At 63.1% G+C, this 16,842-nt stretch carries 19 protein-coding genes; 5 read left to right on the top strand and 14 right to left on the bottom strand.

The window, feature by feature from the left end:
- Positions 1-15 precede the first annotated feature (15 nt).
- The 3 genes from sdhA to sdhC are packed head-to-tail and all read right to left on the bottom strand — an operon-like array spanning position 16 to position 2,655.
- The gene (sdhA, locus tag HG718_RS14805; protein WP_160586390.1) at positions 16-1,809 is read right to left on the bottom strand and encodes a succinate dehydrogenase flavoprotein subunit; all 1,794 of its coding nucleotides are present in this window, start codon (positions 1,807-1,809) and stop codon (positions 16-18) included.
- 33 nt (positions 1,810-1,842) lie between these two features.
- Positions 1,843-2,238 (bottom strand): succinate dehydrogenase, hydrophobic membrane anchor protein, encoded by a 396-nt coding sequence (sdhD, locus tag HG718_RS14800; RefSeq protein ID WP_160586389.1) that lies wholly within the window; start codon positions 2,236-2,238, stop codon positions 1,843-1,845.
- Positions 2,239-2,241: 3 nt separating this feature from the next.
- Positions 2,242-2,655, bottom strand: coding sequence for a succinate dehydrogenase, cytochrome b556 subunit (gene sdhC / locus HG718_RS14795; protein WP_027839622.1), 414 nt, complete (start codon positions 2,653-2,655; stop codon positions 2,242-2,244).
- A 307-nt stretch (positions 2,656-2,962) separates the two neighbouring features.
- On the opposite strand from sdhC, the gene HG718_RS14790 reads away from it, so the two are divergent.
- Together HG718_RS14790 and HG718_RS14785 are read left to right on the top strand one after the other, a co-directional pair.
- Positions 2,963-3,445 carry a hypothetical protein gene (locus HG718_RS14790; RefSeq protein WP_160586388.1) on the top strand — a complete coding sequence of 161 codons (483 nt, stop codon included), beginning with the start codon at positions 2,963-2,965 and terminating at the stop codon, positions 3,443-3,445.
- Positions 3,446-3,618: 173 nt separating this feature from the next.
- Positions 3,619-4,101, top strand: a complete 483-nt coding sequence (locus tag HG718_RS14785) for a PaaI family thioesterase (RefSeq protein WP_160586387.1) — start codon at positions 3,619-3,621, stop codon at positions 4,099-4,101.
- Positions 4,102-4,111: 10 nt separating this feature from the next.
- Here HG718_RS14785 and HG718_RS14780 read toward each other — a convergent pair whose 3' ends face one another.
- Together HG718_RS14780 and HG718_RS14775 are read right to left on the bottom strand one after the other, a co-directional pair.
- Complete coding sequence (locus HG718_RS14780) at positions 4,112-5,155, bottom strand: MaoC family dehydratase (RefSeq protein WP_160586386.1); 1,044 nt, start codon at positions 5,153-5,155, stop codon at positions 4,112-4,114.
- Positions 5,152-6,033, bottom strand: a complete 882-nt coding sequence (locus HG718_RS14775; protein WP_160586385.1) for an HpcH/HpaI aldolase/citrate lyase family protein — start codon at positions 6,031-6,033, stop codon at positions 5,152-5,154. The genes HG718_RS14780 and HG718_RS14775 overlap by 4 nt, the downstream gene beginning before the upstream one ends.
- 181 nt (positions 6,034-6,214) lie before the next feature.
- Between HG718_RS14775 and pdxY the strand changes: the two genes are divergently transcribed.
- Entirely contained in the window at positions 6,215-7,036 is an 822-nt protein-coding gene (pdxY, locus tag HG718_RS14770; protein WP_160586384.1) for a pyridoxal kinase, read from the top strand.
- A 16-nt stretch (positions 7,037-7,052) separates the two neighbouring features.
- Here the strand turns inward: pdxY and amt are convergent, their stop codons facing one another.
- The 5 genes from amt to HG718_RS14745 all read right to left on the bottom strand — a co-directional run bounded on the left by amt (position 7,053) and on the right by HG718_RS14745 (position 12,337).
- Positions 7,053-9,197, bottom strand: a complete 2,145-nt coding sequence (gene amt, locus HG718_RS14765) for an ammonium transporter (RefSeq protein WP_160586383.1) — start codon at positions 9,195-9,197, stop codon at positions 7,053-7,055.
- Between the two features lie 124 nt (positions 9,198-9,321).
- Complete coding sequence (locus HG718_RS14760; RefSeq protein ID WP_160586382.1) at positions 9,322-10,242, bottom strand: phytanoyl-CoA dioxygenase family protein; 921 nt, start codon at positions 10,240-10,242, stop codon at positions 9,322-9,324.
- A gap of 2 nt (positions 10,243-10,244) precedes the next feature.
- Positions 10,245-10,802: a TetR/AcrR family transcriptional regulator gene (locus tag HG718_RS14755; protein WP_160586381.1), complete on the bottom strand. Its 558-nt coding sequence runs from the start codon at positions 10,800-10,802 to the stop codon at positions 10,245-10,247.
- 208 nt (positions 10,803-11,010) lie between these two features.
- Complete coding sequence (locus HG718_RS14750; RefSeq protein ID WP_027839617.1) at positions 11,011-12,033, bottom strand: aspartate-semialdehyde dehydrogenase; 1,023 nt, start codon at positions 12,031-12,033, stop codon at positions 11,011-11,013.
- A 142-nt stretch (positions 12,034-12,175) separates the two neighbouring features.
- Positions 12,176-12,337, bottom strand: a complete 162-nt coding sequence (locus tag HG718_RS14745) for a hypothetical protein (RefSeq protein ID WP_160586380.1) — start codon at positions 12,335-12,337, stop codon at positions 12,176-12,178.
- Positions 12,338-12,611: 274 nt separating this feature from the next.
- On the opposite strand from HG718_RS14745, the gene HG718_RS14740 reads away from it, so the two are divergent.
- Together HG718_RS14740 and HG718_RS14735 are read left to right on the top strand one after the other, a co-directional pair.
- The gene (locus HG718_RS14740) at positions 12,612-12,860 is read left to right on the top strand and encodes a hypothetical protein (RefSeq protein WP_160586379.1); all 249 of its coding nucleotides are present in this window, start codon (positions 12,612-12,614) and stop codon (positions 12,858-12,860) included.
- A 12-nt stretch (positions 12,861-12,872) separates the two neighbouring features.
- The gene (locus HG718_RS14735) at positions 12,873-13,181 is read left to right on the top strand and encodes a hypothetical protein (RefSeq protein ID WP_036263116.1); all 309 of its coding nucleotides are present in this window, start codon (positions 12,873-12,875) and stop codon (positions 13,179-13,181) included.
- Between the two features lie 134 nt (positions 13,182-13,315).
- On the opposite strand, the gene leuB is transcribed toward HG718_RS14735, so the two are convergent.
- The 4 genes from leuB to leuD all read right to left on the bottom strand — a co-directional run bounded on the left by leuB (position 13,316) and on the right by leuD (position 16,842).
- The gene (gene leuB, locus HG718_RS14730) at positions 13,316-14,419 is read right to left on the bottom strand and encodes a 3-isopropylmalate dehydrogenase (RefSeq protein WP_160586378.1); all 1,104 of its coding nucleotides are present in this window, start codon (positions 14,417-14,419) and stop codon (positions 13,316-13,318) included.
- A 142-nt stretch (positions 14,420-14,561) separates the two neighbouring features.
- Positions 14,562-14,948, bottom strand: a complete 387-nt coding sequence (locus tag HG718_RS14725; protein WP_160586377.1) for a TerB family tellurite resistance protein — start codon at positions 14,946-14,948, stop codon at positions 14,562-14,564.
- A 92-nt stretch (positions 14,949-15,040) separates the two neighbouring features.
- Positions 15,041-16,066 (bottom strand): hypothetical protein, encoded by a 1,026-nt coding sequence (locus HG718_RS14720; RefSeq protein ID WP_160586376.1) that lies wholly within the window; start codon positions 16,064-16,066, stop codon positions 15,041-15,043.
- A 170-nt stretch (positions 16,067-16,236) separates the two neighbouring features.
- Entirely contained in the window at positions 16,237-16,842 is a 606-nt protein-coding gene (gene leuD, locus HG718_RS14715; protein ID WP_160586375.1) for a 3-isopropylmalate dehydratase small subunit, read from the bottom strand.

Below are 16,842 nucleotides of genomic sequence, written 5' to 3'. Positions count from 1 at the left end.
CAGTCCCTTTAACGCTCAATACACGCGCGCCTTGGGCGCGATGTATTCGACATCGTTGCTCATCGTGTAGCTGTGCACCGGGCGGTAATCGAGGGACACATTGCCCTTTTCGTCCACCCAGGCCAGCGTGTGCTTCATCCACTCGTCGTCATTGCGGTCAGGGAAGTCCTCACGCGCATGACCGCCGCGGCTTTCCTTGCGGTTGGCAGCAGAGTTCATGGTGACGGCAGCCTGGGAAATGAGGTTGTCGAATTCCAGGGTCTCGATCAGGTCCGAGTTCCAGATCATCGACCGGTCCTCGACCTTGATGTCCGGCAGGCCGGAATAGACGTCGGCGATCTGTGACACGCCTTCGTCCAGCGTTTCACCGGTACGGAACACCGCACAATTGGTCTGCATGCTCTTCTGCATCTTGAGACGCAGCTCGGCGGTCGGCGTGCCGCCCGAGGCATGGCGGAAGTGATCGAGGCGGGCGAGCGCATTCTGGCCAGCATCCGCCGGCAACTCACGCTGGCGCTCACCCGGGGTGAGAATTTCCGCGCAGCGCAGACCCGAAGCGCGCCCGAACACCACAAGGTCGATCAGCGAGTTGGAGCCGAGACGGTTGGCACCATGCACCGACACGCAGGCCGCTTCGCCAATGGCCATCAGGCCCGGCACCACGGCATCCGGGTCACCGTCCTTCGGCGCAACAACCTCACCGTGATAATTGGTCGGGATGCCGCCCATATTGTAGTGCACCGTCGGCAGCACCGGGATCGGCTCCTTGGTCACGTCCACACCGGCGAAGATGCGGGCGCTTTCGGAAATGCCTGGCAGGCGCTCGGCCAGGATCTTCGGATCCAGATGGTCGAGATGCAGGAAGATGTGATCCCCTTCCGCGCCCACACCGCGACCTTCGCGGATTTCCATGCTCATGGAGCGCGATACCACGTCGCGCGAGGCAAGGTCCTTGGCCGACGGCGCATACCGCTCCATGAAGCGCTCGCCTTCGGAGTTGGTGAGGTAACCGCCCTCACCGCGCGAGCCTTCGGTAATCAGGCAGCCTGATCCGTAAATGCCGGTCGGGTGGAACTGCACGAACTCCATGTCCTGCAGCGGCAGGCCGGCACGCAGCACCATGGCGTTACCGTCACCCGTGCAGGTATGCGCGGAGGTGCAGGAGAAATAGGTGCGGCCATAGCCGCCCGTGGCGAGGATCACCATGTTGGCCTGGAAGCGGTGAATGGTGCCGTCATCCATGTTGAGGACCATCACACCGGCGCAGCGGCCATCGACCATGATCAGGTCGAGCACGAAATACTCGATGAAGAATTCCGCGTTGTGGCGCACGGCCTGGCCGTACAGCGTATGCAGGATCGCATGGCCCGTACGGTCAGCCGCCGCGCAGGTGCGCTGGGCGATGCCTTCACCGTAATTGGTGGTCATGCCGCCAAACGGACGCTGATAGATCTTGCCTTCCTCGGTGCGCGAGAACGGCACGCCGAAATGCTCGAGCTCATAAACGGCTTCCGGCGCATTGCGGCACAGATATTCAATCGCGTCCTGGTCGCCCAGCCAGTCCGACCCCTTGACGGTGTCGTACATGTGCCAGCGCCAGTCATCATCGCCCATATTGCCGAGCGAGGCGGAGATGCCGCCCTGCGCTGCCACCGTGTGGGAGCGGGTGGGAAACACCTTGGAGATGCAGGCCGTCCGCAGGCCGGCTTCCGCGCAGCCCAGCGTGGCGCGCAGGCCGGAGCCGCCGGCGCCGACAACCACCACATCGAAGGTGTGGTCGATGATCTCGTAGGATCCGTTCGTGGTCATGAGTTCAATTTTCCTCTACGCAGCCGGATTGCCTCAGGCGCCGAGCGCCAGCTTCAGAACCGAGAAGCCCGCAACGGCCGCGATGACAATTGCAAAGAACGTGTTCGCCAGCAGCGACAGCATCTTCCGGCCTTCACCATGGACATAGTCCTCGATGATGACCTGCATACCCAGGCGCATGTGATAGGTGCCGGTGAAGATGAGCAGCAGGAAGCCGACGGCAACCAGCGGATTGCCGATGAAGGCCTTGAAGCTGTCATGCCCGGCGCCGAGCTGAGAAATGATCGCCGCGATCAGGGCAAGGCCGAGCGGCACCATGGCCACCGCCGTCACCCGCTGGGCGATGAAATGGCCCGTGCCGTCCTTGGCGGAGCCCAGACCGCGCACCTTGGCGCGCGGCGTACGCAGATCGGTATTGGAAGAGGTCATGTCTTAGGCCCCCATCATGCGGAAAGTGGCGAACCAGATGGCAAGCGTGGCACTAACCGACAGGATCAGCGTGCCCCAGGCCATGAGATCAACGGTGCCGAGATTGAAGCCCTTGCCCGCATCCCAAATGAAGTGACGCAGGCCGCCCAGCATGTGGTGGATCAGCGCCCAGGTATAGCCGAACAGCACGAGACGGCCGATCAGGCTGTCGGCAATGCTCATGAACTGCGCATAGGCCTCCGGGCCGATGGCGGCAGCCGCCAGCCACCAGGCAAGAATAAGAGTGCCGAAGAACAGGGCCGCGCCGGTAATGCGGTGAACGATGGACATCACCATTGAGATCAGCGGCGAGTAAATCTGCAGATGCGGCGACATGGGCCGCTCTCGAAGCGCTGCCTCTACCTGCGTATCAGCCATTTGCGAATGCCTCTCAGTAACCGTATATTTTCAAGGGAGAACCCTAATGCTGCGCTTACTTATCGCGGGTTACCGCGCGTGGCAAACGGCAGACTTCCAATTTTCCGTCATCCCCCGAGCTAGGGCGATCACCGCAGGCGGCAATGGGACAGGGCGCACCCCGTGCCGGTCGAATAAAGGCCGTGCCGGCGGGAACAAGAAACCGTCGCGGCACCTTCACCATTATTCCGACATGAAGCGCGGCCAGCATCGGTCGTGCTGGCATGTGCCACCCCGTTTCGACGCAGTTTCAAGGACGGATTTCCCCGTGAAAACGCACGCGACACTCAAAGCCTCCACGATCCCGGGCGCGCTTGCCCTGGTGATCGCCGGTGCAGCGGCCCTCCCCGCCGCCGCCCAGACCCCGGCCCGCAATATCGAGCTCGACCCGAGCCTCACCACCCTGTCGGTTCCCCACGTCAAGGTCTGCCAGCAGGGCTTCGAAGGCCTGTTCGGCGTGCCGGAAGGGGCAGACCCGGATGAAGCGCTGATTATCCGCGGCGCCAAGCAGAGCTATTTTGAAGACAAGCGCTATGGCGACGAATTCATCAGCACGCTGGACATCGCAATGCCCTACGAACGCGTGCTGCCGCCCGGGCCGCCGGACGGCGCCGTATTGACCGGCAAGATCACCTGCTCCTTCGCAGAAGCCCCCGAAGGCGGCTTCCCGCTGACACCCGCCGTGGTGACCATTGAGGAAGAAGGCCAGATGCGGACGCTGACAGGACCGGAACTGGGCCTGTTCCGCTAGCAGAGGCGCAAACGCAACCCGGGTTGCGTGACCCGGGAAAACCAGCAAGACGCGGCGTCAACCGATCCCCGGTTGGCGCCGCAATCCGTTTTGCGCCTGCGGCGGATTGAGCGGCTTGGTGTGCCGCGGTGAGGCTGGCCGGGTCATCCACCGCCAGTTTCACGGATCAGCCCATGTCTCCTGCCGCCACCCCTGCGCATGACGCGTCACCTCTCGCCCCCATCGATACCGAAAAACTGGACGGTGAACTGCGCCGGGTGGCCGACGCCGTGCTCGGCCAGCCCTTCACCCGGCTGCTGGGCACCCGCATCACCGAGATCAGTGCGGGCACTCTCACCCTTGCCATCGACAACCGCCAGGACCTGAGCCAGCAGAACGGGTTCATCCATGGCGGCGTCATCGGCTACCTCGCCGATAATGCCTGCGCCGCTGTTGCCGGCACCATGCGCCCGGAGGGGGCTCTGGGCGCGGTCACTGCTGAATACAAAATCAACATCCTGCGCCCTGCCGTCGGCCACACGGCCGTTTCACGCGCCACAATCATCCGCGCCGGCCGCAGCCAGAGCGTGACCGAGGCAAGGGTGAGCTGCATCACCGGCACGGAAGAAAAACTCGTCGCCGTGGCACTGGCGACGATCAGCTATCTCTATCCGTAAATGTCTGCGGCTAGCGCGGCACTGCCACCCACATGTCGAGGTCGAGGATCACGCCCTCTGCCTCATCCGGCAGAGGATGGTCCGCGCAAGGCAGATCCTTGGTCGCGATCATCCTCAGGCGCAGGAGGCCTGCATCGTCCCGGCCCGGCAACGCCGCCTTGTCGAGAACCTCACTCCACGCATAGACCGTGTCGCCCGCAAACAGCGGCGCCACATGGCGGCCGCCATTGAGACCGACGACCTTCACGGCATTGGCCAGCCCGTTGAACGACAGGGCCCGCGCCAGGCTGATGACATGACCGCCATAAATCAGCCGCCGCCCGAACCGGCCCGCGCCTTCCGTATACTGATTGAAGTGGACGCGCGCGGTGTTCTGATAAAGCCGCGTTGCCAGCTGGTGCTCGGCCTCTTCCACCGTCATGCCGTCCATATGGTCGATTGTCTCGCCCACGGCATACTCATCCCAGCGATACGGCTCGCCGCTGGCAGCAAAGTCGAAGCCGGTCATCTTCGGCACCGCGGCAGCATCCAGCGCGTCTGCAGGCACGTGGTCCGGCAGTTCCGGCGGCACATGCCCCTCAATCACCGAGGCCGCGTCGCGCTTGCGGACCATCACCCAGCGCACATAGGAGAGCACTTCCTGGCCGTTCTGGTTGAGGCCGCGCGTGCGCACATACACAACGCCAGTCTTGCCGTTGGAGTTTTCTTTGATGCCGATGACGTCAGAGACGGCCCGCAGCGTGTCGCCGGGATAGACAGGCACGCCGAAACGGCCATCCGCATAGCCGAGATTGGCAACTGCATTGAGCGAGATGTCCGGCACCGTCTTGCCGAAGACGAGATGGAAGACCAACCAGTCATCCACCGGCGCTGCGTGCAACCCGCACTGGCGGGCGAACTCAGCCGACGATTGCAGCGCAAAGCGTGACCCGTAGAGCGCCGTGTAAAGCGCTACATCGCCCTGCGTCACCGTGCGGGGCGTGGCGTGCGTCAGGACCTGCCCGGGCGCGAAGTCTTCCAAGAAATTGCCGGAGGATGATTTCTGTCCACTCATGATGCAGCCTCGCTTGATGCATCCTTGGCGGCAATTGCATCTGCCACAGCAACAAGCCGCCGGGCTTCTTCCGCATGCAGAAGCTCCACCATCTTGCCGCCGACGGTGATGACACCCTTGCCCTTGGCCTCGGGCGCATCGAACGCGGCAATGATCTCGCGCGCTTCGGCGACTGCTTCAGCATCCGGGGCGAATATCTCGTTGCAGGGTGCAATCTGCGAGGGGTGGATCAGCGTTTTACCGTCAAAGCCGAAGTCACGGCCCTGCGCACATTCATCCCGGAAACCCGCCTCGTCCTTGATGCCGTTAAACACCCCGTCAATGGCGATGCGCCCGGCGCCACGAGCGGCCAGCAACGACATCTGCAGCGCCGTGACGAGCGGTGCCCGCCCCGGCACCCGGGCGGCCTTAAGCTCCTTCACCAGATCATTGGTGCCCATCACCATGACGCAGAGCAGCGGATGCTGCGCGATCTCCTGCGCGGCAAACACGGCCGCCGGCGTTTCCATCATCGCCCACAATGGCTCGTCGGTAAGAAGCTGTGCCGCCGCATCAAGGTCGCCCGGCCCGTTGACCTTGGGGATCAGCACACCGTCGGCACCGATGCCGCTGACGGCAGCAAGGTCTTCCGCGCCCCAGGGCGTATCGAGCCCATTGACCCGCACGATAACCTCGCGCGGGCCATAGCCGCCCTGCTTGACCGCAGCGACGACCTGCGCTCGGGCGTCCTCCTTGGCGTCCGGCGCGACCGCATCTTCCAGATCGAGAATGAGCGCGTCCGCGTCCAGCGTGCGGGCCTTTTCCAGTGCACGCGCATTGGCGCCGGGCATGTAGAGGACGGAACGGCGCGGGCGGCCTGCATCGAACTGGGGTAACATCTGTCTCATCCGCTTCACAGTTGCGCTTTAGCTTTGCCAGTCTTATGGCGCACCTGCTGGCCGCGGCCAACTGCGCCCGCCGACAAATCACACAGCTGATCTCAGGACCCACCCGCTTGCGGCCCTGTCCCGCCCGACGATCGCCAGCAAAAAGAACCGCCGACGCTCCGGAAACGCCCCCATGACCGTTCTCGCCATTTCTTCCCAGGTTGTTGCCGGCCATGTGGGCAACTCGGCCGCCCAGCCGGTGCTGCAGATGCTTGGCCATGAGGTCTGGGCCCTGCCCACGGTGTTGCTATCGCACCATCCGGGCCACGGTGCCCCCATGCGCCGGGCAACCCCGGCAGCGGATCTCAGGGCCATGGCCGCAAGCCTTGAAGACGGGGGCTGGCTGTCGGGACTGACGGCGGTGAGCACCGGCTACTTCACCGACCCGGACCAGGTGGATGCAGCCGCCTCCATCCTTACAGGCATCCGGCATCGGCACCCGGACATCACCATCCTCGTGGACCCGATCATGGGGGACCAGGGCTCCCTCTATGTGGCGGAGGACGTGGCCCACGCCGTGGCGCGCGACCTGGCCCCCATGGCAACGATCCTGACGCCCAACCTGTTCGAGCTGTCACATCTGACCGGACGTGAGGATGTGCGACAGCTCGACGACATCGACGCCATCGAGGCAGCCGCCCGCAGCCTCGGCACCGCCGAGGTCATCGTCACCTCGACACCCGCGGCGCAGGCCGGCCATATCGGCACGATCGCGGTGACGGCGGACGGACGCCACGTGACGGAAAACCTGCATGTGGAGAACGCGCCCAACGGTGTGGGCGACGTGGCGGCGGCGTCCTATCTCGGTCACCGGCTCAATGGCCAATCCGTGCAGCAGGCCTTGGAGGCGGCGATCACCATGGTGGCGTCGCTGATTGCCGAGGCGCGCGTGACGGGCAGTCGCGACCTGCCTCTTGCGGCGGGCCGTTACGCCATCATCGCGCCCGCGCGCTGACACCAAGGCTGTTCGATCACGCGGCCGACTGGCGCTTGACGATACGCTCATTGGGGAAGCGGATGGTGATGGCCGTGCCCTTGCCGGGCGCGCTGTCGACCACCAGCGTTGCCTGATGGCTGCGCGCCAAGGCAGCCGTGAGCGGCAGGCCGAGGCCCGTGCCGTCAGCCTTGTAGACCGTCGCATCCGAGGACAGCTGCGAGAACGGCTCGAACGCCTTGGCGAGGTCCTTGCGGTCAATGCCGACACCCGTATCCGCGACTTCAAGGGCCAGCCGCCCGTCGGGCTCAAGGCGCGCGCGCAGGCTGACGCTGCCGCCTTCCGGGGTGAACTTCACCGCGTTGGACACGAGGTTGATGATCATCTGCTTCAGGGCGCGTTCGTCGGCATACAGATAGGGCAGCTCCGGCTCGATCTCGACGGAGAGTTTCAGGCGTCCGCTTTCCGCCCGTGTGCGGATCATGCGGCTGCAGGCATTGAGCACGCTTTCCACCCGCAACTCATCCTCATTCAGCTCATAGCTGTCCGCCTCAATTTTCGAGAGGTCCAGGATGTCGTTGATGATCGACAGGAGATGCGTACCGCTGTCGTGGATATCGCCGACATATTCCCGGTACTGAGGATGATCAACCGGGCCGAAGACTTCCTTGTTGATGATTTCCGAAAACCCAATGATGGCATTGAGCGGCGTGCGCAGCTCGTGGCTCATATTGGCCAGGAACTCGGACTTCGCCGCATTGGCCAGCTCCGCCTGGTCACGCGCGGACCGTAATTGCTCGGCGGTCTGTTCGCGCGCGGTCATCTCGCTGCGCACCCGGTCGAGCACCTGATTGTACTGCTCGGCGATCTGGCCGGCTTCCGTATAGGGCTCCACGGGCACACGGGTGGAGAAGTCACCGGTGTGGCGCTGCTCGTCCATGGCGTGGATAAGATCATGAATGGCTGTTGATGCACCGTGTTCGGACGCATTGAGCCCCATATGCTCAGCCTCCGCGCTGACACGCAGGGGCAGGAAGACGTTGATGACACGCAGGACAATATAGCCGAGACCGAAGGCATAGACGCCCGCGACCGCAACACCGAGCGCCTGCACGCCGAGCTGCTCAAGCCGCGTCAGCCCCGTGCCCCACAGATCAGGATCACCCAGCAGCGCAACAGCAAGCGTGCCCCAGATGCCGGCGGCCAGATGAACGGGTACGGCGCTGACCGCGTCGTCGATCTGCCTGCGGCGCAGGAGCGACTGCGCGCCCAAGGCGACAATGGCGCCGATACCGCCGATGAGAGCCGAAGACCCGATACCCACCACATGGGCGGGCGCGGTGATGGCGACGAGACCGGCGAGGACGCCGTTAAGACTGTCCACCGCATCCGGTGCGCCCCGGCGTGTCCAAGTCAGCATCATCGCGACCATGCCGCCGGCAGCCGCCGCGATCAGCGTGTGCACCATGATGTGCGGCACCGACACGTCCATGGCCAGGGTTGAGCCGCCATTGAAGCCGAACCAGCCGATCCACAGCAGAAACATGCCGAAGACCGCGATAGGCGTGTTGTGGGACTTGCCAAAGGAGTCCGCATGTTCGAAGCGGCCGATGCGCGGGCCGATGATAAGCACCGCCGCCAGCGCGACCCAGCCGCCGATGCTGTGCACCACGGTGGAGCCCGCGAAATCGATGAAGCCGAGGCCCTGCAGCCAGCCTTCCTGCCCGGTCATGCCAAACCCACCCCAGGCCCAATGGCCGAATACGGGGTAGATGGCAGCCGACAGCACCAGCGCGGTCAGAAGATAGCCGCGGAAGCTCATGCGCTCGGCGACCGCACCGGAGACGATGGTGGTGGCCGTGCCGCAGAATGCCATCTGGAAGAAGAAGAACGCCATCAGCCAGGCGCTGCTCGGCCCGTCAAACGGGCCGGGATTGAACATGAAATAGCTGGTGCCGATGACCCCGCCGAGGGTCGCCCCGAACATCAGGCCGAAGCCGACGGTCCAGAACGCCAGCGTGGCCACGCAGAAATCAGCCACGTTCTTGATGGCGACATTGATGGTGTTCTTGGCCCGCACGAGACCCGTCTCAAGACAGGTGAATCCCGCCTGCATCAGCAGCACCAGAACGGTGCACACCAGAAGCCAGATCGTATTGTCCGTGACCGCCGCGTCGCCCATACCCAACTCTTCCACCACGCACTGACAGAAATTCAGCGACGAAGCGTGGGGGAAGAAGGTTAATTTTGCCGCAACGCAACACACCCATCCTCCGTATGGGGAAGGATGGGTGTGCTGTGGGGTATCAGGCGGATGGTGAAGTGCCCTCGGTTGCCACGAAGGAGCCAACCGTATCGCCCGCCGTCTCTGCGATCTTCTTGGCGGTGGGGGCTTCGCGTGGCAGACGGCCCAGGGCCAGTTCCGGCGGCGCGGTATCGGGAATGTCCGGACTGGGTTCCGGCGGGCTGAAATAGCCCAGCGCATAAGACCCCATGGTGTAGCCCAGCAGCTCCTGCAATGCAGGATCCAGTGTCTTTGCGACCTCCGGCGGGCAGGACAGATACTGGTTTTCTTCCGTCCGCAGCCAGCCCAGGCAATAGGTCAGGTTCATGCCCACGCGCGGCGCATCGGAGCGGTTCTGCCCGCCCCCGTGAATGACCGAGCCCGAATAAAGAAGAACGGAGCCTGCCGGCATCACGGCCTGGCAGACCTCGGACGGATCAGCCTCGCGGCCTTCTTCCCAATGCTGGCTGCCGGGCACGACCTGGGTCGCCCCATTTTCCTCGGTGAAATCCGTCAGGGCCCAGATCGTGTTGAACTGGGGTTCGATATCCGGCAGGTAGCCGCCCCAGGCCAGCTTGTCGCGATGCAGCAACTGTTTGCCCTGCCCCGGCAGCAGGCGAATGAGCTGGGTGAGATGCAGCTGGATACGGTCGCAATAGGGCGCAAGGAAACGGTTGGCCGCCGTCAGCACCGAGTCATTCATCACCACCTCCCGGCAGGCCGGAGAGCGGGCAACAAGCGCGCCGGTGCGCGTGGTGTTGCGGCCCGTGAAATCATCAAGCCCCTTCGCGGACCGGTCCATCAAAGGCTGTGTCTCTGCCCGCACCTGCGACAGCAACGCATCATCCAGGGCGCCGGTGAGGATCAGCGCCCCGTCGCGGGCGATGATGTCGGCAATCTCGTCCTGCGGGGCATCCGCAGGCAGGCTTACAAGCTGTGGCATCGTCAATTCCTCCCGTCTTGACCATGGGCCGTGAACAGCGGCACCAGCGCCGCGGCAAGTGTTCGGCGCATGCGCTCCTGCGGCCAGGCATCCGGCTCCATCGCCACGCGCACCGCAATCCCGTCGACAATGGCAATGGTCGCATCCGCTACCACCTCCGGCTGGCGCACCTCTTCGGTGGCCAGTTCGGCGGCTAGCGCTGCGGAAATCGCCTCATACCCTTCGCGGTGCCTGGCGCGGAACGCAGGGTCGCTGACACCGCGGCCCCAGAACTGAAGAAAGACCCGCCACTCGCGCGCGGTCTCCTCGTCCCGGGGCAGATAGGCCATCGCCCGGTCCACAATGCCCTGCCCGCGCGTCTCGACCATGCGCTCGACATTGCGCAGGCCCACCTGCTCGAAGGCGGCCATCAGCACATCGTCCTTGCTGCTGAGATAATGGACTACCGCCCCGGTGGTGAGATTTGCGGCCTTCGCCACATCCACCAGCCGCACCGCCTCAAGCCCCCGGTCATCAATGGCCCGGACGGCGGCGGCGGCAAGCTGGGAGCGGCGCTCCATATGGTCGACTCGTTTTGGCATAATGGTGATTATATAAAAAGAGCCGGTCGGCGCAAGCCCTGCCTGAGCATGCCCCCTGTCTGGGCCCCTTGCCTGCCCCCCCCTTGTCAGAGCCCGTCGTCCCAGGCCGCGTGACCCCCAAACAGAAGGCGCCGGCGGGATTGCCCGCCGGCGCCTGATGTGGTCGTGGCCGAAGGTGGTCCGCCCGTCAGGCAGCCTTCGACAGATATTTGGTGTTGAGCAGTTCGGCGATCTGCACAGCGTTGAGGGCAGCACCCTTGCGCAGATTGTCGGACACGACCCACAGGGCCAGCCCGTTTTCCACCGTCGGGTCAACGCGGATGCGGCTGACGAAGGTGGCGTAGTCGCCCACGCATTCGACCGGCGTCACATAGCCGCCGTCCTCGCGCTTATCGACCACCAGAATCCCCGGCGCCTCGCGCAGCGCGTCGCGCGCCTCATCGTCGGTGATCGGCTTGGCGAACTCGATATTCACCGCCTCACCATGGCCGACAAACACCGGCACACGCACCGACGTCGCCGTCAGCTTGATCTTCGGGTCGAGGATCTTCTTGGTCTCGACGGTCATCTTCCACTCTTCGGTGGTGTAGCCGTCTTCCATGAAGTCGCCCCCATGCGGGATCACGTTAAATGCGATCTGCTTGGGATAGATGTTCCGCTCAATGGGATCGTTCACATAGACGGCACGCGTCTGGTTGAACAGCTCGTCCATCGCGTCCTTGCCCGTGCCCGACACCGACTGATAGGTCGACACGATGACGCGCTCGATCTGCGCAAGGTCATGCAGGGGCTTGAGTGCCACCAGCAGCTGCGCCGTGGAGCAGTTGGGGTTCGCGATGATGTTCTTCTTGGTGTAGCCGGCCAGCGCGTCGGCATTCACTTCCGGCACGATCAGCGGCACATCCGGGTCCGTGCGCCAAACCGACGAATTGTCGATCACCACCGCGCCCTTGGCGGCGATCTTCGGCGACCATTCCTTCGACACGCTGCCGCCCGCCGACATGATGGCAATGTCGGTGCCGGTGAAATCGTAATTCTCAAGCGCCTGGCACTTCAGCGTCTTGTCGCCGAAGGACACGTCCTTGCCCTGGCTGCGGCGCGAGGCAATGGCCACAACTTCGGTGGCCGGAAACTGACGTTCGTCGAGAATGTTGAGCATCTCGTGCCCGACATTGCCCGTGGCGCCGATGACGGCGACTTTCAAACCCATGATGATGTGCTCCGTTTTGTCCGTGAGTTCCTCTCCTGCGCCGCGCCCGATCCCCGCCTTGAGGTGTGCCGGTGCGGCCCCGCTGCGCCTGCGCCTCCCCTGCGGCCGGCAGAAGAGAGTGTGAGCGGCGCAAGAGGCAGGATCAGACGGTGGTTCCGCCAGTGGTTTTGGTGGTGGAACCGGTCTTGGTGAGGATGGTTGTAGGGGTGAAGGTGGACCCGGCGGCAGCCATGGCGTCACGGCCATGCGGCGCACAGGGCGCGCACGGGGCGTCAGGCTCCGGGAAGGTCAGTCGATCGGCCATCAGGTCCGTCTTCAGCTCTTAATCGCGCGCTGTATATGTCATTGCCCACAGGCAACGTCAATGAGACCCGCCCGCCGGTCTCCACATGAGACCACCGGTCTGGCAACCCGCAACCGGCAGAAAAGTTCCCGCCAAACAGCGAGTTTATCCGGCGGGGGCGCCATTTTTCCGGCCAGCCGGGCACAGGGGCGGCTCACCCGGATGTGAGGGGCCGCGCCACCTTGTCGCCGCTTTCCGCCCGGTACACTGCGCGATGATCAAGGGGAGACCGCACATGACGACCCGCATCCTCACAAGCATTGCCCTTGCGGGCCTGCTTGCCGCCTGCGCCGGAGACCGCTCCGAGCAAATTGCCCGGCAGAACGCCGCCGACCATCAGGCCTGCCTCGATCTCGGCTTCACCGAGGGCACCGAGGACTATGGAAACTGCCGCCTGAAGCTGCGCGAGATCCGCGCCATGGAGCAGAACTCTCGCTCCAGCGGCAATGTGGGTGTCGGCATCGGGATCGGCATCGGCCTTTAAGGGAGCAGCACCATGACGCCCGCCCGCCTCGCAAGGACAATCGCCCCCGCCATTCTGCTGGCAGCACTCACCGCCTGCACCAGCCCGGAGGAACGCGCTGCCCGCGCCCAGGCACAGCTTGCCGCCGACAAGGCCGAATGCACGGAACTCGGCTTTACCGAGACCACCGAACCGTTCGGCAATTGCCTGCTGAAGCTGCGTGAGATCCGGGCGCTGGAAGCCGATACCCAGGCCCGCCGCCAGGCCGCGGCACAGGCTTTCTGGGGCCCCAACTGGCCGTTCTATTACGACCGCTGGCGGCGCCATCCTTACGGCTGGTAATAGTCCTCCCCCCCCCCGCTCATCCTCCGGCTTGACCGGAGGATCTCAGAATGAGGGGCTTCTGAAGCCGAGCGCAATTGAGGGAGACCCTCCGGTCAAGCCGGAGGGATAGCGGGTTTTCTCTACGCCCCGCCTCAGCCTTCGCCCATCGCCTTCACGACGGCGTCACCCATCTGCTCGGTCGAGACCTTGGTCATACCGTCCTGCATGATGTCGCCGGTGCGCAGGCCCTGGTCCAGCACCGTGGTGATGGCGCGCTCGAGCCGGTCTGCCACGTCACCCATGGTGAACGAGTAGCGCAGGCACATGGCGAGGCTCGACAGCATGGCAATCGGGTTGGCGATGCCCTGGCCCGCAATGTCGGGCGCAGAGCCGTGCACCGGCTCATAGAGCGAACGGCGCTTGCCATTGCCGTCCGGCGCGCCCAGCGACGCCGACGGCAGCATGCCCAGCGAGCCGGTCAGCATGGCAGCCACGTCCGACAGCATGTCGCCGAACAGATTGTCAGTGACGATCACGTCAAACTGCTTGGGCGCGCGCACCAGCTGCATGCCGCCTGCATCCGCCAGCATGTGGGAAAGCTCCACGTCCTGGTAATCGCGCTTGTGCACCTCGGTCACGACCTCGTTCCACAGAACGCCGGACTTCATCACATTGCGCTTTTCCATCGAGCAGACGCGGTTGTCACGCGTGCGGGCGAGGTCGAAGGCCACCGCTGCGATGCGCTCGATCTCGTAGGTTTCATAAACCTGCGTATCCACCGCGCGCTTCTGGCCGTTCGGAAGGTCGGTGATCTCTTTCGGCTCACCGAAATAGACACCGCCCGTCAGCTCACGGACGATCAGGATATCAAGCCCGTCGACCAGCTCCTTCTTCAGCGACGAGGCTTCCGCCAGCGCACCGAAGCAGATGGCGGGACGGAGATTGGCGAACAGCTCCATGTCCTTGCGCAGGCGCAAGAGGCCGGCCTCGGGCCGCACATCATAGGGCACGTCATCCCATTTGGGACCGCCGACAGCACCGAACAGCACCGCATCCGCCGCCATGGCGCGGGCCATGTCATCCTCGGAGATCGACTGGCCATGGGCGTCATAGGCCGCACCGCCCACAAGCCCTTCCTCAACCTCGAACGAGGTCAGCCCCTGCGCGTTCATCCAGTCGATGGCGCGGCGCACCTCCCCCATCACCTCGGGGCCGATGCCGTCGCCCGGCAGGAGAAGAAGCTTGTGCGTGGTCATGGGATCAGGTCTCCGGAAACGAACTATCGATCAGTTGGCCGGGTTCCTAGCAGGGACGCGGGATCAAGGCCAGTGGCAAGCTGCAGCAGGCCGCACCTCGAAAGCCCGGACATCCCGTCGCATCACATCTGGAGACGCCCGCCTAAAGCGCGGCCTTGTCCAGCCCCAGCGCCAGGGCAACACGCTCCAGCGCGTGCTCTTCCTGCGGGGAGATCGCCTGATCGGCGATAATGGCGACGCGGGCGGCGTGCTTGACGGCGCGCACCGCCATCTCGCCCTCCTTCACCGAGGCAATGGAGATCAGCACGTCGAGCGCCGTTGCCTCATAGTCCGCGGTGAAGGCCTGGATCAATTCGTCCATCTCTGCATTGAGCGCCGAGAGATCGAACGCGCGGAAGGCGTCATCCGCGGCAAGCTCCGCCATAAGCCGGCCTTCCTCAATGGACGCGAACTCGCCATCGGAAAAGGCAACCAGCAGATAAGCCCCGCAGATGGCGTGGGTGACTGTCTTGGGGTCAGTGTGGCTCATGCGAGTGTCCGCTCCGTCATGACCATCGCCATTTCATGGAATGAAATACATTTGGCTCTTTGCAAGACCTAGCCTCAGATTCATTTACTGAACTACGGTCCACTAAAGCTATTTTTTGGCTTGATTGTGATGTCCACCGGTTTGACGCCACTTTCATTGACCACCTGCAAAGCCAAACGAGCTAATTTTCTGGTGTACTTCACACACAGATCCAAGGCATCGACCAAATCACCTTCTTCTGAAGCAAACGGATTTTCAGGCACCTCAAGCACAACCTTTGCAAGGTTAAATTTTACAGGTCCGGTAGACAAAAGAACAAAACGATTAGCCGTTGTCGCACCAACAAGAGGTGACCCATGAATAATGTTATTCCGGTAGCGTGAAAGACAAGCGAGCCACCCCGAACTATCCTGCGTGCCGGCAGAGATAAGTTCCTCTCCCAGTTGAGTTGGTGCTTCAACATCTCTCAACCATTTCAGCAAAGACACATAGGTTTCAAAATCCGGCTTCTGAAAAATCACACGGCTTGCAAACTTCGAAAGATGATCTCGAACCATTGAGGCTTCGACGAAGAAGCCATGAATACTTTCAAACACTTCATAGTCATCTATATGCGTACTACGAATCCCAAGTTGCTGGCCGGAAAACAACGCCCTTCTCAAATGCCGCTCATAACCTATAGACGCCTTGCGCAGACAATTTACAGCGCACCTCAAATGAAAGGCTATGTGTATGGCCGTATCCGCAGTGGGGTACTCAGACTGGGCTCTCAATGCAGCCGCAGTGCGATGCCATGTCTGTTCAGCGTCCCACCCGTCAAATTTGTCGAGTAAGAATGTTGCGGGACTCCATACCACTGCTGGAACAGGAGGCAGTTCAACAATTTCCTCTAAGCCCAGCAGTCTAAGGCCGAGCGTGTCAAGAAAACTCAGGAAATCCGCAGGTTTGACCTGGGTAAAGAGCGCTGCGCCATGACCGGAGGGGCGGGGCTCAATTAGCAATAGCTCTTCTTGCTCTTCATAACGGCCGATCAGCCCGCCGGAGAATCTCATCGTCGTAGTGCTGGCTACTTTCTGGTAGCTGAGAATCTCCGCAGCAATGTTGTTTGTGTTCTGCAATCGCCTTACGCCCTGGCGCGCGCTGCCTTTTCCGTTTCTTTACTTGCCGCCAGCCTGTCACACGCAACCGGCAGCGCGCAAGGCGTGTCCTGTCACCCTGGGCAATAAAAAAAGGCGGAGCAACCGCAGCTGCTCCGCCTTCTGATAAAACCGCGCTTGCAGTGACGGCCTTACGCCCAGGCGCGGGCGCCTTTGTCCTTGGCTTCGAACGCGTCGATCGCGTCCACCTGCTGCATGGTGAGGCCGATGGCATCGAGGCCATTGAGCAGGCAGTGCTTGCGGAACGGGTCGATCTCGAACGTGATCTTGCCGCCGTCCGGCCCGGTGATTTCCTGGGCTTCGAGATCAACGGACACAACCGCATTGGCGCCGCGCTGGGCGTCGTCCATCAGCTTGTCCACGTCTTCCTTCGGCAGCACGATGGGCAGAATGCCGTTCTGGAAGCAGTTGTTGTAGAAGATGTCGGCAAACGAGGTGGAGATCACGCAGCGGATGCCGAAATCAAGCAGCGCCCAGGGCGCATGCTCGCGCGAGGAGCCGCAGCCGAAATTGTCGCCCGCCACGATGATCTTGGCATCGCGATAGGCCGGCTGGTTCAGCACGAAGTCCTCGACCTCGGACCCGTCATCCTTGTAGCGCATCTCGTCGAACAGATGCACACCCAGCCCCGTCCGCTTGATCGTCTTGAGGAACTGCTTGGGGATGATCATGTCGGTGTCGATGTTGAGGATCGGCATCGGCGCCGCAACACCCGTCAGCTTGTCGAATTTATCCAT

Origin of the sequence: Pyruvatibacter mobilis, assembly GCF_012848855.1 — a bacterium.
Lineage (GTDB): Bacteria > Pseudomonadota > Alphaproteobacteria > CGMCC-115125 > CGMCC-115125 > Pyruvatibacter > Pyruvatibacter mobilis.
Note: the sequence above shows the minus strand (reverse complement) of the source record. Positions and strands in the feature narration are given on the sequence as shown.

What these genes read in the sequence shown, in the direction of transcription:
- sdhA (WP_160586390.1), bottom strand. Translation starts at nt 1,809, where the DNA reads ATGACCACGAACGGATCCTACGAGATCATCGACCACACCTTCGATGTG.
- sdhD (WP_160586389.1), bottom strand. Translation starts at nt 2,238, where the DNA reads ATGACCTCTTCCAATACCGATCTGCGTACGCCGCGCGCCAAGGTGCGC.
- sdhC (WP_027839622.1), bottom strand. Translation starts at nt 2,655, where the DNA reads ATGGCTGATACGCAGGTAGAGGCAGCGCTTCGAGAGCGGCCCATGTCG.
- HG718_RS14785 (WP_160586387.1), top strand. Translation starts at nt 3,619, where the DNA reads ATGTCTCCTGCCGCCACCCCTGCGCATGACGCGTCACCTCTCGCCCCC.
- HG718_RS14780 (WP_160586386.1), bottom strand. Translation starts at nt 5,155, where the DNA reads ATGAGTGGACAGAAATCATCCTCCGGCAATTTCTTGGAAGACTTCGCG.
- HG718_RS14775 (WP_160586385.1), bottom strand. Translation starts at nt 6,033, where the DNA reads ATGTTACCCCAGTTCGATGCAGGCCGCCCGCGCCGTTCCGTCCTCTAC.
- pdxY (WP_160586384.1), top strand. Translation starts at nt 6,215, where the DNA reads ATGACCGTTCTCGCCATTTCTTCCCAGGTTGTTGCCGGCCATGTGGGC.
- amt (WP_160586383.1), bottom strand. Translation starts at nt 9,197, where the DNA reads ATGGGCGACGCGGCGGTCACGGACAATACGATCTGGCTTCTGGTGTGC.
- HG718_RS14760 (WP_160586382.1), bottom strand. Translation starts at nt 10,242, where the DNA reads ATGCCACAGCTTGTAAGCCTGCCTGCGGATGCCCCGCAGGACGAGATT.
- HG718_RS14755 (WP_160586381.1), bottom strand. Translation starts at nt 10,802, where the DNA reads ATGGAGCGCCGCTCCCAGCTTGCCGCCGCCGCCGTCCGGGCCATTGAT.
- HG718_RS14750 (WP_027839617.1), bottom strand. Translation starts at nt 12,033, where the DNA reads ATGGGTTTGAAAGTCGCCGTCATCGGCGCCACGGGCAATGTCGGGCAC.
- HG718_RS14745 (WP_160586380.1), bottom strand. Translation starts at nt 12,337, where the DNA reads ATGGCCGATCGACTGACCTTCCCGGAGCCTGACGCCCCGTGCGCGCCC.
- HG718_RS14740 (WP_160586379.1), top strand. Translation starts at nt 12,612, where the DNA reads ATGACGACCCGCATCCTCACAAGCATTGCCCTTGCGGGCCTGCTTGCC.
- HG718_RS14735 (WP_036263116.1), top strand. Translation starts at nt 12,873, where the DNA reads ATGACGCCCGCCCGCCTCGCAAGGACAATCGCCCCCGCCATTCTGCTG.
- leuB (WP_160586378.1), bottom strand. Translation starts at nt 14,419, where the DNA reads ATGACCACGCACAAGCTTCTTCTCCTGCCGGGCGACGGCATCGGCCCC.
- HG718_RS14725 (WP_160586377.1), bottom strand. Translation starts at nt 14,948, where the DNA reads ATGAGCCACACTGACCCCAAGACAGTCACCCACGCCATCTGCGGGGCT.
- leuD (WP_160586375.1), bottom strand. Translation starts at nt 16,842, where the DNA reads ATGGATAAATTCGACAAGCTGACGGGTGTTGCGGCGCCGATGCCGATC.